This window comes from Mycolicibacter heraklionensis, assembly GCF_001021505.1.
Lineage (GTDB): Bacteria > Actinomycetota > Actinomycetes > Mycobacteriales > Mycobacteriaceae > Mycobacterium > Mycobacterium heraklionense.
Genome location: NZ_LDPO01000002.1, coordinates 210,148 through 224,167 on the forward strand (window position 1 = coordinate 210,148; position 14,020 = coordinate 224,167).

Annotated in this window: 13 protein-coding genes; 5 read left to right on the plus strand and 8 right to left on the minus strand. The window is 67.4% G+C overall.

Annotated elements, in window-relative coordinates:
• The first annotated feature begins 27 nt into the window (after nucleotides 1-27).
• Entirely contained in the window at nucleotides 28-2,238 is a 2,211-nt protein-coding gene (locus tag ABW16_RS04440; protein ID WP_109519479.1) for an acyltransferase family protein, read from the plus strand.
• Nucleotides 2,239-2,288: 50 nt separating this feature from the next.
• Nucleotides 2,289-4,457 (plus strand): glycogen debranching protein GlgX, encoded by a 2,169-nt coding sequence (glgX, locus tag ABW16_RS04445; protein WP_047317928.1) that lies wholly within the window; start codon nucleotides 2,289-2,291, stop codon nucleotides 4,455-4,457.
• A 1-nt stretch (nucleotide 4,458) separates the two neighbouring features.
• Here glgX and ABW16_RS04450 read toward each other — a convergent pair whose 3' ends face one another.
• The 3 genes from ABW16_RS04450 to ABW16_RS04460 all read right to left on the minus strand — a co-directional run bounded on the left by ABW16_RS04450 (nucleotide 4,459) and on the right by ABW16_RS04460 (nucleotide 7,670).
• Nucleotides 4,459-5,808: a threonine/serine exporter family protein gene (locus tag ABW16_RS04450; protein ID WP_047317929.1), complete on the minus strand. Its 1,350-nt coding sequence runs from the start codon at nucleotides 5,806-5,808 to the stop codon at nucleotides 4,459-4,461.
• A gap of 82 nt (nucleotides 5,809-5,890) precedes the next feature.
• Entirely contained in the window at nucleotides 5,891-7,204 is a 1,314-nt protein-coding gene (gene ilvA, locus ABW16_RS04455; RefSeq protein ID WP_047317930.1) for a threonine ammonia-lyase IlvA, read from the minus strand.
• 28 nt (nucleotides 7,205-7,232) lie between these two features.
• On the minus strand, nucleotides 7,233-7,670 hold the full coding sequence (locus tag ABW16_RS04460) for a nitroreductase family deazaflavin-dependent oxidoreductase (protein WP_047317931.1): 438 nt from the start codon (nucleotides 7,668-7,670) through the stop codon (nucleotides 7,233-7,235).
• Between the two features lie 90 nt (nucleotides 7,671-7,760).
• Here ABW16_RS04460 and ABW16_RS04465 point away from each other — a divergent pair, with 90 nt between their 5' ends.
• Nucleotides 7,761-7,979 carry a hypothetical protein gene (locus tag ABW16_RS04465; RefSeq protein ID WP_047317932.1) on the plus strand — a complete coding sequence of 73 codons (219 nt, stop codon included), beginning with the start codon at nucleotides 7,761-7,763 and terminating at the stop codon, nucleotides 7,977-7,979.
• A gap of 7 nt (nucleotides 7,980-7,986) precedes the next feature.
• Here the strand turns inward: ABW16_RS04465 and ABW16_RS04470 are convergent, their stop codons facing one another.
• The 3 genes from ABW16_RS04470 to ABW16_RS04480 all read right to left on the minus strand — a co-directional run bounded on the left by ABW16_RS04470 (nucleotide 7,987) and on the right by ABW16_RS04480 (nucleotide 11,196).
• Nucleotides 7,987-8,475, minus strand: coding sequence for a DUF488 domain-containing protein (locus ABW16_RS04470; protein WP_047317933.1), 489 nt, complete (start codon nucleotides 8,473-8,475; stop codon nucleotides 7,987-7,989).
• Nucleotides 8,476-8,538: 63 nt separating this feature from the next.
• Nucleotides 8,539-10,374: a fatty acid--CoA ligase FadD11 gene (gene fadD11 / locus ABW16_RS04475; RefSeq protein ID WP_047317934.1), complete on the minus strand. Its 1,836-nt coding sequence runs from the start codon at nucleotides 10,372-10,374 to the stop codon at nucleotides 8,539-8,541.
• Nucleotides 10,375-10,398: 24 nt separating this feature from the next.
• The gene (locus ABW16_RS04480; protein WP_047317935.1) at nucleotides 10,399-11,196 is read right to left on the minus strand and encodes an enoyl-CoA hydratase/isomerase family protein; all 798 of its coding nucleotides are present in this window, start codon (nucleotides 11,194-11,196) and stop codon (nucleotides 10,399-10,401) included.
• 86 nt (nucleotides 11,197-11,282) lie between these two features.
• Between ABW16_RS04480 and ABW16_RS04485 the strand changes: the two genes are divergently transcribed.
• Nucleotides 11,283-12,116 (plus strand): class I SAM-dependent methyltransferase, encoded by an 834-nt coding sequence (locus ABW16_RS04485; protein ID WP_047318114.1) that lies wholly within the window; start codon nucleotides 11,283-11,285, stop codon nucleotides 12,114-12,116.
• 9 nt (nucleotides 12,117-12,125) lie between these two features.
• On the opposite strand, the gene ABW16_RS04490 is transcribed toward ABW16_RS04485, so the two are convergent.
• Nucleotides 12,126-12,854: a hypothetical protein gene (locus tag ABW16_RS04490; RefSeq protein ID WP_131721469.1), complete on the minus strand. Its 729-nt coding sequence runs from the start codon at nucleotides 12,852-12,854 to the stop codon at nucleotides 12,126-12,128.
• 272 nt (nucleotides 12,855-13,126) lie between these two features.
• Nucleotides 13,127-13,513: a MerR family transcriptional regulator gene (locus ABW16_RS04495; RefSeq protein ID WP_047318115.1), complete on the minus strand. Its 387-nt coding sequence runs from the start codon at nucleotides 13,511-13,513 to the stop codon at nucleotides 13,127-13,129.
• A gap of 54 nt (nucleotides 13,514-13,567) precedes the next feature.
• Here ABW16_RS04495 and ABW16_RS04500 point away from each other — a divergent pair, with 54 nt between their 5' ends.
• A complete protein-coding gene (locus tag ABW16_RS04500) occupies nucleotides 13,568-14,020 on the plus strand; it encodes a PPOX class F420-dependent oxidoreductase (protein ID WP_047317937.1) in 453 nt (150 codons plus the stop codon).

Below are 14,020 nucleotides of genomic sequence, written 5' to 3' on the forward strand. Positions count from 1 at the left end.
GCCGGTTAGGTAGATTGTCGGGCGATCATGATTGCCCTGTCCCCGCCCCGACCGGCGGTAACACCTGTTGCGGAACCCGCGTCCGGCTCGGCGCCGGCCCCCGGGCCGGCCGCCGTGCTGGGCACCCGCAAAGAGGGCTTCTACCGGCATGACCTCGATGGCCTGCGGGGCGTCGCAATCGCGTTGGTGGCGGTGTTCCACGTCTGGTTCGGGCGGGTGTCCGGCGGGGTGGATGTCTTCCTGGCGCTCTCCGGTTTCTTCTTCGGCGGCAAACTGCTGCGGGTCGCGCTGAACCCGGCCTCGTCGCTGTCACCGATCCCCGACCTGACCCGCCTGGTCCGCCGTCTGCTGCCCGCCCTGGTGGTGGTGCTGGCCGCCTGTGCCGTGCTGACCATCTTGATCCAGCCGCAGACCCGCTGGGAGACCTTCGCCGACCAGAGCCTGGCCAGCCTCGGCTACTACCAGAACTGGGAACTGGCCCGCAGCGCCGCCGATTACCTGCAGGCCGGGGAGGCCGTCAGCCCGCTGCAGCACATCTGGTCGATGTCGGTGCAGGGCCAGTTCTACCTCAGTTTCCTGCTGCTGGTCTTCGGCTGTGCCTTCCTGTTCCGCCGGGTGCTCGGCCGGCACCTGCGGGCCGCGTTCGTCGTGCTGCTCACGGCACTGACGGTGGCCTCGTTCTGGTATGCGATCGTCGCGCACCAGGCCAATCAGTCGCTGGCCTACTACAACAGCTTCGCCCGCGCCTGGGAGTTGTTGATCGGCGCGCTGGTCGGGGCGCTGGTCCCCTACATCCGCTGGCCGATGTGGCTGCGCACTGTGGTCGCCACCCTGGCGCTGGCGGCGATCCTGAGCTGCGGGGCACTGATCGAAGGGGTGCGGGAGTTCCCCGGCCCGTGGGCGCTGGTGCCGGTCGGCGCCACGGTGGCGTTCATCCTGGCCGGGGCCAACCGGCAAGCCCACCCGAGCACCGGTGCCAAACTCCCGTGGCCCAACCGGTGGCTGGCGGCGGCGCCGCTGGTGACGCTCGGCTCGATGGCCTACTCGTTGTACCTGTGGCACTGGCCGCTGCTGATCTTCTGGCTGTCCTACAGCGGCCATCGGCACGCGAGTCTGCTGGACGGCGCGGTGATCCTGCTGGTGTCGGGCGTGTTGGCCTACCTGACCACCCGGTTCGTCGAAGATCCGCTGCGCTACCGCAAGCCGGCCGGTGCGGGCGCCGCGGCGGTGCTGCGCCCGCGGTGGCGCAAGCCCGCAGCCGGCTGGTGGCGGCGTCCGACGTCGGTGCTGGGTTCGACGGTGGTGCTGCTGGGGGTCGCGTTGACGGCGACGTCGTTCTCCTGGCGAGAGCATGTCACTGTGCAACGCGCCAGCGGCACCGAGCTGGTCAAACTCAGCAAGGATGACTACCCCGGCGCCCGCGCTCTGCTGAAGCACAAGCGAGTCCCCAAACTGCGGATGCGGCCCACCATCCTGGAGGCCAAGAAGGACCTGCCGCGCTCCACGCGGGAGGGCTGTATCAGCAACTTCACCAACCCAGACCTGATCAACTGCACCTACGGCGACAAAGAGGCGACCCGGACCGTCGCGCTCGCCGGCGGATCGCACGCCGAGCACTGGCTGCCCGCGCTGGACATCCTCGGCCAGCGGCACCACTTCAAAGTCGTCACCTACCTCAAGATGGGCTGCCCGCTGTCCACCGAGAAGGTCCCGCTGATCATGGGCAACAACGCCCCCTACCCACAGTGCTACGAGTGGGTGGGCAAGACGATGAACAAGTTGATCGCCGACCACCCGGACTTCGTGTTCACCACCGCCACCCGGCCGTGGAACATCAAACCCGGCGACGTGATGCCGGGAACCTACATCGGGATTTGGAAGCAGCTGTCGGACAACCACATTCCCATCCTGGGAGTCCGTGACACGCCGTGGCTGGTGCGCGACGGCGACCCGTTTCAGCCGGCGGACTGCCTGGCCTCCGGCGGCGACGCGGAATCCTGCGGCATCAAACGCTCCGAGGTGCTCGTCGAGCGCAATCCCACCCTGGACTTCGTCGGCAAATTCCCGCTGCTCAAGCCGCTGGACCTCTCGGACGCCGTCTGCGACAAAGAGATCTGCCGCGCGGTCGAGGGGAATGTGCTGGTCTATCACGACTCTCATCACCTGTCGGCGACCTACATGCGCACCATGACCGGAGAGCTCGGTCGCCAGATGGGTGTGGCCACCGGCTGGTGGTGAACCCGGCCACGCTCGGCGGCGGATGCCGGGAAAGCGGATAAGGTCGAGCGGTGTCGTCGGCTGAGTCGGGCTCCGAGCCCATACCAGAGCCGTCCGCGCCAACGGTGTGGCCCGGAAACAGCTATCCGCTGGGCGCGGTGTACGACGGAGCGGGCACCAACTTCGCGGTGTTCTCCGAGGTGGCCGAGCGTGTTGAGCTCTGCCTGATCGACGACCGCGACCACGCCGAGACCCGGATCGGGCTCGATGAGGTGGACGGCTACGTCTGGCACGCCTACCTGCCCGGCGTCGGGCCCGGGCAGCACTATGGCTTCCGGGTGCACGGACCGTTCAACCCGGCCGCGGGCCAGCGCTGCGATCCCGGCAAGCTGCTGCTGGACCCGTACGGGAAGGCCTTTCACGGCGTGTTCGACTTCGGTCCGGAGCTGTTCTCCTACGACCTCGCCGATCCCGACAACGGTGCGCCGCCCCCCGGGCTCGACTCGCTGGGCCACACCATGACCAGCGTGGTGATCAACCCCTACTTCGACTGGGCGGCCGACCGGTCACCACGCACCCCGTACCACCAGACGCTTATCTACGAGGCGCACGTCAAGGGCATGACCCAGACCCACCCGGGCATTCCCGCCGAACTGCGCGGCACCTACGCCGGGCTGGCGCACCCGGTGATCATCGACCACCTCAAGTCGCTGAACGTCACGGCCATCGAGCTGATGCCGGTCCACCAGTTCCTGCACGATCAGCGGCTGCTGCAGCTGGGCCTGCGGAACTATTGGGGGTACAACACCTTCGGCTTCTTCGCACCGCACAACGAGTACGCGGCCAGCCGCCAGGCCGGCGGTGCGGTGGCCGAGTTCAAGGCGATGGTTCGAGCGTTCCACCAGGCCGGGATCGAGGTGATCCTCGATGTGGTCTACAACCACACCGCCGAAGGCAACCACCTGGGCCCCACGATCAACTTCCGCGGTATCGACAACGCCGCTTATTACCGTCTCGACGAGGACGATCTGCGGCACTACACCGACTACACCGGCACCGGCAACAGTCTCAACGCCCGTCATCCGCACACCCTGCAGCTGATCATGGACTCGTTGCGCTACTGGGTGACCGAGATGCACGTCGACGGCTTCCGCTTCGACCTGGCCTCCACCCTGGCTCGGGAGCTGCACGACGTCGACCGGCTGTCCGCGTTCTTCGACCTGGTGCAACAGGACCCGGTGGTCAGCCAGGTGAAGCTGATCGCCGAGCCCTGGGACGTCGGCGAGGGCGGCTACCAGGTGGGTAACTTTCCCGGGCTGTGGACGGAATGGAACGGCAAGTACCGAGACACGGTGCGGGATTATTGGCGCGGCGAGCCGGAGACCCTCGGTGAGTTCGCCTCCCGCCTCACCGGCTCCTCGGACCTGTACGAGGCGACCGGGCGGCGTCCCAGCGCCAGCATCAACTTCGTCACCTGCCATGACGGCTTCACGCTGGCGGACCTGGTGTCCTACAACGAGAAGCACAATGAAGCCAACGGCGAGGACAACCGTGACGGTGAGAGTCACAACAGGTCGTGGAACTGCGGTGTCGAGGGCCCGACCGACGACCCCGCGATCCTGGCCCTGCGGGCCCATCAGGTCCGCAACATCATGGCGACCCTGCTGATCAGCCAGGGCACCCCGATGATCTTGCACGGCGATGAGATGGGCCGCTCCCAGCAGGGCAACAACAACGTGTACTGCCAGGACTCCGAGTTGTCCTGGATGGACTGGACGCTGGCCGAGCGCAACGCCGACCTGCTGGCGTTCACCCGGGCCCTGACCACGCTGCGCACCGCGCACCCGGTGTTTCGCCGGCGCCGGTTCTTCGAGGGCCGGCCGATCCGTGGCGGCGACGAGGTGCGTGACATCGCCTGGCTGACCCCGGCCGGGCACGAGATGACCCAGGAGGATTGGGGCAGCGAATTCGGCAGGTGCGTCATGGTTTTCCTCAACGGCGAAGCGCTACCGGAGCCGGATGCCCGCGGGCAGCGGATCGTCGACGACTCATTTCTGCTGTGCTTCAACGCCGGTGACACACCGGTGGACTTCGTCACGCCCAATACCGACTACGCGCAGGTCTGGACCGCGGTGATCGACACCGCTCATCCGGACGGCAGTACCGACCTGGTGGTGGACGCCGGCCAGGCCGTGACGGTGACGGGACGGTCGCTGACGGTCCTGCGCAAGAGCCGGTGAGCTAGGCCGCCCGGCGCCCGAAGTAACGAATACCGGCCAGCTGCGGAATGCGATACGGGCTGCGGATGCGACGCGTGGCATGTCCGCGGCCGCGCAGGTGGTAGCGGCTGAGTTCGCGCCGCACCGAGGGCGCCAACAGCGGCCCCAACACCGCGCCGGCGCCGAGGGCCAGTGCCAGCCCGGCGGCCATCCCCAGTGAGCCTCCGGCGTTGGGCTGCCCGTTGACCAGTTGCACGAAGCCGCGGAACAGGGTCAGCCCGGGGACCAGCGGGATGATGCCGGCCATGATGATCACCAGCGGCGTGACGCGCAGCCGGGGCGCAAGCAGGGTGCCGACCAGACCGGTCGCCGCGGCGGCCGCAAATGAGCTCACGATCGGATTGGCCTGCACCAGTTGCAGCCCGAAGAACAGCAACGTTGCGGTCGCCCCGGCAAGTCCGGCCGCCAGGGCCGCCTTGAGTTGCGCATAGCCCGCGACAGCGGCCGCGGCCGCACCGATCGCGCCGGCCAGTAGGTACACCGGGACGCTCAGCGCCGCGACCGGCATCTCGGGGCTCACCCGGACTTGCACTCCGAACGCCCCGCCGATCTGCACCGCGATCGAGACGCCGACCAGGATGCCGACCGACAGCAGCAGGATGTCCATACCCCGCGAGACGGCCGTGAGTTGGTAGCCGGTGATGGCGTCCTGCACCGAGCCGACGGTGGCCAGCCCGGACAACAGCACCACGATGTTGGCGGCCACCACCGGCGATACCGGGGTTCCGGCGGGCAGCCAGCCGGCGGCGTGCAGGCTGATGGCGACCCCGGTGGCCACCGCGGCGGCGACGACTTGCTGGAACAGCAGTGGCAGCTGCCAGCCGTTGAGTACACGGCCGATCCGGTCGATCAGGGCGGTGGTGCCCGCCGAAACCAGGGCCACCAGCGGACCGGCGCCGATCAGTACGGCGAAGCCACCGGCCATCACCGCCCAGCCGGCGGTGGCGACCCACCGGGGATAGGGATGGGCGGCCCGGTTCACGATGTCCAGCTGCTGCTGCACCCACTCGGGATCGGGCGTCGTGTTCACGACATGCTCGGCGAGATCGGTGGCCAGCTGCAGCCGCGTGTAGTCCAGTGAGCGCGACTGCACCAGATACATCGCGGTGACCGGGGCGCCCGGCACCCCTCGCGGTACCGACACTCGGATCGAGTTCGCCATGATGTCCACCTGGGTCTGCGGCAGCCCGTAGGCGGTGGCGATGGCGAGCATGCTCGAGGCGACGTCGGCGGTTCCCGCCTGTGAGCCCAACAGCAGCTGCCCGAATCGCAGGGCGATATCGAGAACCCGCCGGACGTCGGTTTCATCCATGCGCGTTGTCTCCGATGACACCATGAGGCGTCGGCTACCCGTTCGGCGCCCGGAGCTCACCTGCTGCGGCGGATCCGCGTCTCTACAGCAGGTAGCGATACGCCGGAGAGCCGGGCTCCAGTGGCTCGACGTGGATCTCCGAGGTGCGCATGCGCTCCAGCAGCCCGTCGAGATCGGCGGCCGACCCCAGTTGCACGCCGACCAGGGCCTCACCGGTCTCCCGGTTGTTGCGCTTGACGTACTCGAACAGCGTGACGTCGTCGCCGGGCCCGAGAACCTCGTCGAGGAAGCGCCGCAGCGCCCCCGGTTCCTGGGGGAAGTCGACCAGGAAGTAGTGCTTGAGGCCCAGGTGCACCAGCGAGCGCTCCAGGATCTCGCCGTACCGGGAGACGTCGTTGTTGCCACCGGAGATCAGGCACACCACCGTCGAACCCGGGGAAATGTCAGCCTCCAGCAGGCCGGCCACCGACAGGGCGCCCGCCGGCTCGGCGATGATCCCCTCGTTCTGGTACAGGTCGAGCATCGCGGTGCACACCGCACCTTCGTCGACGGTGGTCACCGACACCATGTCGCCGGCTCCGGACAGCACGGCGTACGGCAACGCACCGGCGCGCCGGACGGCCGCCCCGTCGACGAACTGGTCGACATGGTCCAGGCTCACCAGTTCCCCAGCGGCCAGCGCAGCCATCATCGAGGCGGCTCCGGCCGGTTCGATGCCCAGCACGGCACTGTTGGCGGTGCGCTCCGCCAGGTAGGTGGTGATGCCCGAGATGCAGCCGCCGCCGCCGACCGGCACGATCACCAGGTCCGGTTCGGTGTTGAGCTGGTCGAGGATCTCCACCGCGATGGTGCCCTGGCCCGCCATCGTCCGCAGGTCGTCGTAGGGCGGCACCAGGATGGCACCGGTGCGGGCGACATCGGCCAGGGCCGCCTCCGCGGCCAGGTCGTAAGTCGCGCCGCCGACGATCAGCTCGATGAATTCGCCGCCGTGGTAGCGGATGCGGTCACGCTTCTGCTTCGGGGTTTTGGCCGGCACGTAGACCCGGCCGTGGACACCCAGCGCCCGGCAGGCGTAGGCGAATCCCTGCGCGTGGTTGCCGGCCGACGAGCACACCACGCCGGCGGCGAGCTCGGATTCGCTGAGCTGGACCAGCAGGTTGTAGGCGCCGCGCAGCTTGTAGGACCGCACCGACTGCAGGTCTTCGCGCTTGAGATACACGTCGGCACCGGTCAGCTCTGAGAGCCGGTCGCTGTGCTGCAACGGGGTGGGGGCGACCACGCCGGCGATCCGCTTGGCCGCCGCGTCGATGTCGGCCGCGGTCAACGGACCCTTCAACGGGCCCTGCGCGGGGCCTGAATTGGAGCCACTTCGGTTCTGGCGCAGTTCGGCGGACACCGCAATATGGTGTCACCCAGCAGGGGGTTCAGCCCACCGGGGTCAGCACGAACACCGGGATCTGGCGATCGGTCTTCTCCTGGTACTCCGCGTAAGGCGGGTAGGCCGCCACCGCACGTTCCCACCACGTCGCCTTCTCGTCGCCGAATACCTCGCGGGCGTCGTAGTCGCCAGTGACGGTGCCATCCTGCAGTTCGACCCGCGAGTTCTTGACGACGTTGTAGTACCAGACCGGGTTCTTCGGGGCGCCGCCCAGCGAGGCGACGATCGCGTACTGACCCTCGTGCTCCACCCGCATGAGCGGCGTTTTGCGCAGCTTGCCGGTCTTGGCTCCGACGGTGGTGAGCAGCACCACCGGCATGCCCTGCATCTCGGTGCCCTCGGTGCCACCGGAGGCCATGTACTTCTCTGCGTTCTCTCGAGACCAATCCCACGGGCTGGGTGCGTATTCTCCGCTCAGAGGCATTCCACCAGCGTAGTCCGGCGACCCGACACGATGATCCGACCAACAGATTTCGGCTGGCCTAACAATTGGTTATCGCGTACCGTTAAATCTATGACTACCGCCGAGCTCTTCGGGCAGCAAGTGCCCATCGCCGGCGTGCCCTGGCCGGCCTACAAATTGGTTGCGCTGGGCATCGGCTTGGTCACCCTGCTGATTGTGGGCGCCATCACATCCAACGCCGCGGCTGCGGTGCTGACCGCCGCGGGTGCCTGTGCCGCGGTGTGGCTCGTACTGGGCCTGCAACATCCGCGACGTCCGTCGCAACGCTGAGCGCAGCCTATTCGGGCTCGCCAGCCGGGCCGTCATAGACCAGGACATCGCCGGCAACTCGGGCTTCGGCGGTCGGGCGGTGGTCCAGCAGCTTGCCGTCGTGCATCAGGTGCCGCACCTCGATTCCGCGCACCAGCGTGAGATAGTCGGCAACCAGCTTGCGATGGCATCTCCACCACAGGGTTTCGGCACACATCGCCGCAACCTGTTCAACTGCCGCTTCGGCCACGAGCTCATCGATTCCGGACTGGAAGTCCTCCGAGCGCATGTAGCCCGCGTAGGACCGGAACGAGTCATTGCGCAAGCCGATATCCGGGCTCTGCCCCTTGATCCGTCGCCAGCCGCCGAGCCGCGGTTCCCACCGGTAGCCGATACCGGCTTCGGGTAGCCAGCGCTGCATCTCCTCACGCGCAGTGTCAGGATTGCGCCGGCTCCCCGGAGCGGTGCGCACGTCGACGAGGCCTTGCACACCGGCACGAAGGAGCAGCGCGCTGATTGCGCCCCGGTCCGCGGTGCCGTGGCCGAACGTGAAAACCGTTGGCGACGTGGCGTTCTCCTGTCAGAGTGCGGAGGTCGGTGCGGCGGCTTCGGGGACTCGGGGCTGATGCACCTGGGGTCCCGGCTCGCTGGCATAGAGACTTTCGATCTCCTCGGCGTATTTCGTCGCGATCGGCCGCCGTTTGAGTTTCATCGTCAGGGTGACCTCGTCGCCACCGGGTTCCCAGAGTGCAGGCAGTACCCGAAAGCGCTTGATCTGTTCCACCCGTGACAGCTTGGCGTTGCCCTCCGCCACGCCCGCCGCAATCTGCGCGATCACCCTCGGGTCAGCGGCCAGCGCGGCCGGTGTCGCCGCCGACAGTCCATGGGCAGCGGCATACGGCGCCACCGAGTCGGCGTCGAAGACCATCAGCGCCGTGTTGTAGGGCCGGGAATCACCAATGGTGACCATCGCCCCGATCATCGGGCAGGCCGCCAGGATGGCGTTCTCGATGTTCGCCGGCGACATGTTCTTGCCTGCGGCGTTGATGATCAGTTCCTTCTTGCGGTCGACCACCCGCAGATAGCCATCGGCATCCTCTTCGAGGATGTCGCCGGTGTGCAGCCATCCGTCGGCGTCGATCGCCTCGGCGGTCTTGGCCGCCTCTTTGCGGTAGCCCCGCATCACCAGGGGGCCGCGCACCAGAAACTCCCCGTCGTCGGCGATGCGGCTTTCCAGTCCGGGCAACAACTTTCCGACCGTACCGAGCCGGGCGTCGCGTGGATGAACGGTCGTCGCCACACAGCTGAGCTCCGACATACCCCAGACTTCGCAGATCGGAATCCCGAGGCCCGCGAAGAACGCGATGGTCTCCTTGGGGATCGGCGCCGCGCCCGACACCGCCCACCGCAGCTCGTCCAGGCCCAGCTTCGCTCGAAGCTTGGACAGCACCAGCTCGTCGGCCTGCGCCCACTCCGCAGCCAACTCGTCGGGAACGGGTTCACCGGCCAGTTGCGCCGCGGACCGCTTCGCGCCGACTGCCAGCGCCCACTGCAACGCGGCGCGGCGATTGTCGTCCGGCTCCCCCGCGACAGCGAATTCGGTTGCCGCCTTGAGCTTCTCCCACACCCGCGGTACCGCACCCCAAATCGTGGGCCGCACATCCGGCAGCGCCGCACCGATTTGGCGTGCGTCGGGTACGACGGTCACCTGCACTCCGGCAATCTCGGAGTTGTAGAGGGCCATGGCTCGATCGGCGATGTGCGCCGAGGGCAGGTAGGAGGTGATCCGGTCTCCGAAGCGCACCCCGAGCGCGGCGTCGAGAGCAGCCGCCTCGAACAGCAGATTGGTGTGCGTCATCTCCACCCCCTTGGGCAGGCCGGTGGTCCCGGAGGTATAGATCAGCGTCACAACGTCATCGGGTTGTACTGCTCGCCAAGCGGATTCGAAGTCAAAGTCGTCGTCGCCGGCGGCCACCAGGTCCTCGATCGACAAAGTGCCGTCGGGTTGCCCGTCGACGCAGACGATGTGTTCGATCTCCGCTCCGCTGGCCCGAATCGTCTCGACATAGGCCTGCTCGCACATCACGACTTTGGTGCCCGCGTTGCCGAACAGGTAGCCGAGTTGCTCGGCGGGCAGGGTGTTGTACACCGAGAACGACGTTGCGCCCAGATGCTGGGCCCCGACCTCCAGCGGGTAGAACTCGATCCGGTTCGCCATCATCAGCGACACCGTGTCGCCGCGGCGCACCCCGAGCCCGGCCAGGCCGGCCGCCACGCGGCGCACCTGCTGGGCGTAGTCGCGCCAGGTCAGGGTCTGCGTCCCGCCGACCGTGCGCACCGCGACCGCGTCCGGGTCGATGGCGGCCGTGCGCTGAAACGCCTCGCACAGGGTGGCCACCGGCGATGTCTGAGTCATCTGTTTCTCCTGTTCGCGGCCGCCTCAGCGGCGGCTGACCCGTTCCAGATATGCCATCGCTGATGCCTGGGACTCGGAATCGTGCACGGCCGTTACCACCGCATCGGCCTCATTCCAGCTGCGCGCGGTTACCACCATGCCCTCGGTCACCGCGTTGACCTGCCGTTTGGTGCCGCCCAACGTGAGTGCGGATTTGCTGACCAGCTGGCGCACCACCTCGTCGACCTCGGCGTCGAGGTCGGCCTCGGGCACCACCCGGTTGAGGAAGCCGATTGCCTTGGCCTCGGCGGCTCCGAACGGGCGGCAGGTCATCACCAGTTCCTTGGTGAGCGCCGGCCCGATCTCGCGGACCAACCGCGGGATACCGCCCCAGGCCAGCGGAATACCCAGGTCGACCTCCGGAATGGAGAACCGGGCGTCTTCGGCGGCCACCCGCAGATCGCACGCTGCGGCCAACACGACGCCGCCGCCTACGCAGTGACCGTGCAGCCGCGCCACCGTGACCGCCCGCATGGCTTCCACGGCGTCCGCCATCCGCCGTCCGGCGTCGGCGGCCTCTCGCAGCGCTCCGGCCCCGTCGGCGGCGGCCACGAACGTGGCCAGGTCGGCGCCGGCAGAGAACGCCCGGCCGCTGCCGGCCACCACCACCACCTTGACGGCGGGCCGGGCATCGAACCAGCGGGCCGCCGCCACCAACTCGTCGAGGGTCGTCGTGCTCAGCGGGTTGAGTTTGTCCGGGCGACTCAGCGTGATGGAGCCGAGTGGGCCGTCGGCTGCCACCGCGATGGTGGAGGCCTGCAGAGTTTCCGTGGCGGTTTCCATGGCGTCGACGTTAGTGGCGCCGCCCCGACCGAGACGCGGGTTTGCCGTTACGGGTGCCCGCGGTCGACATCGCTTACGGTGAGCCCATGTCGATTGCCGTCACCGAGTTCAGTCTGGTCGAGCAGACCGCGTTCCTCACGGCCTACGCCCGCGCACTCGACTGTCGTGCCCCCGCCCCGATTCTCGGTGACGAGTTCTCCGACCGGGTCGTCGGCCTGATCGACTACGACTTCCCGGCATTCCGGATTCCGGCGAGCGTGGTGCGACAAACCGCGCTGCGCGCCAAGATGCTCGACGAGCGCGTCCGCGCATACACGACGGCGCATCCCGACGCCATGGTGGTCGACCTCGGCGCGGGGCTCAACGAGCCGTTGGCTCGGGTGAAGCCGCCGGCCGGAGTCGATTGGTACAGCATCGATCTGCCGCACGTGATCGCGCTGCGTGAGAAGGTGGTGCCGGCTCAGCGCGCGGAGCACGTGATCGCCGCCGATCTGACCGGCACGGACTGGACAGCCGGCATCCCGGTCGGCCGGCCCACCATGGTGATCGCCGACGGACTGTTCGCCTTTCTCACCGAGCCGCAGGTCGTTGCGCTGATCGGGCACGCCATCGATCATTTCGTGACCGGCGAGTTGGCGTTCAACGACTATGGCCGGGTCGGGGCGCTCAGCTGGCTGGGCATGAAGCTGGCGCCGCGGGGCATGTTCAGCGTGCTGCGCCATGTCTGGGCCAACCCCGGCTTCACCGACCCGCACACCCCGGAGCGCTGGGAGCCGCGCCTGCGCCTGGTCGAACAGGCCTGCCTGGCGCACGCCGCGGAGGTGGATTCGTTTCCCGGCCCGGCCCGCGCAATCACCCGGCTTGCCGGCCGATTCAAGTCGGTGGCCGGCAAGGCCCGGGTGCTGCGCTACAAGTTCTGAGGTGCGGAGTTAGAGGGCGCCCAGCACATCGGTGAGGTACTGCGCCGGGTCGAAGTCGAGGCTGGCGAACGGGTCGTTCGGAATCAGGTAGTCCGGCACCTCGGGGATCCACGAGTGGAACAGGCTGTTCCACAAGAACATCGGGTCGTCGTCGCCGATCGTGATGTAGGCGGCCGACGCGAAGTTGATCGGGTCGGTCACCACGGTGTAGCCGAAGTCGCCGGTCGACATGACCCAGTAGTTCAGGTCGTGCGGGCCCACGCCGTTGATCGTCAGGTTGGTGAAGTCACCGACGTTGATCTCATAGATCGAGGATCCCGACAGGTAACCGAAATTACCCAGATCGCTGGCGCTGACATCGGAGTCGGGGTTGGCGACGAAGTCGCCGAACTGGTACGCCGAGGTGGAAAAGAACGAGTTCCAGTAGTCCTCGATCTTGATGTTGTAGCTCCCGGCCAGGCTCGCCTCGTCAGAGCCCGTGGGGGTGTACATGACGTTGTAGGGCTGGTCGCCCTTCCAGTCGGTGATGAACGGGCGCACGCCCTGATATGCCCAGTTGCCGTCCACGGGGTTGCCCATCACCAGGCAGACCGCACCTTCACAGGTCTCATAGGTGGTGCCGTCCGGGTTCCCAAACAGGTCGGTGGCGTGCGCGGTTGACACCGGAATCACCAGCGCGGCGAACGCGGCGGCAGCGCCCATCCCGAGCAGGTTGAGAAGACGACGCGAAACCCACATGACTGCCTCCGTGTTGTTCAAGCTCATACATTGCTGTGAATCAACAGGCGTGTTACGTTACGCCCGTGTTACAGCATTGATATCCTATGCTAATTCTACTCTTGGGTAAAGTTCGGTTATTTGCGTCAGTGCGCCCGCCAAAATCGGCTCCGCACAGCCCTCAACAGTCTCTACCTCCCCCCGAGGCCACACCTGTTGTGCGAGAAGTTTCAGACGTTACACCAGTTATGCGATGTTGTTATAGGAAACAGATCTAACCGTAATGTTGAGGTTCAGACTTGCGGCGGATGAATTCCACAGGTACACGCATCGATGGACGGACAAGTGCACCGCATTCCCCACTCGATGACCGCGCGTGCGCGTGACAATGACTCCAATTGGGCGTCGATCTCGGCGAGCTTGGCCTTGGCCAGCGCCTGACTGGCCGGGCGCCCCGGTGCATCGTCGGCGAACAGCAGCTGAATCTCGTCGAGCGTGAACCCCGCCGTCTTGCACAGGCCGATCACCTCTAGCCGGGCCAGCACCGCACCGTCATAGCGGCGCTGGCCGCCCACCCGAACCGGAGCGGCCAGCAGACCGATCCGCTCGTAATAGCGCAAGGTGGTCGCGGCGACGCCGCTACGGTGAGCCACCTCGCCGATGGTCAACCGTCCGGCCAACGGCACCTCCAGAGGACTTGACTTGAAGTCAACTCTAAGTTGTTCCCTGGTGGCATGCACCACCTACCACTGGAAGATCTGAGGGACGCGCGCTACGCGCTGCTGCGCTCCTTCCGCCGCGACGGCACGCCCATGGACACCCCGGTGTGGTTCGCAGTCGACGGCGCCACCGTGCTGTTTCGGACCAAGGTCGGGCCAAAGACTCGACGGCTGACCGCGCGCCCCGAGGTCGAGTTGACCGCCTGCGACTACCGCGGACGGCGCCGTCAGCCGGCGGCGGCGCTACTGGGCCGGGCCGCCATTCTGTCCGGCGATGAGGCCGAAGCCGCCAACCGCACCCTGCACCGGCGGTACGGCTGGCAGTGGAACGTGGTGCCGATGATCCCGGTACCCGGCGTCACCAATGTGCACCGGGATCTGCCGCTCCGGGAGAAGTGGCGGCGCGCCCGAACCCGCAACCTGTGGCCGGACAGTGTGATCGTCCGGGTGGACCCGCTCGCGCGGTAG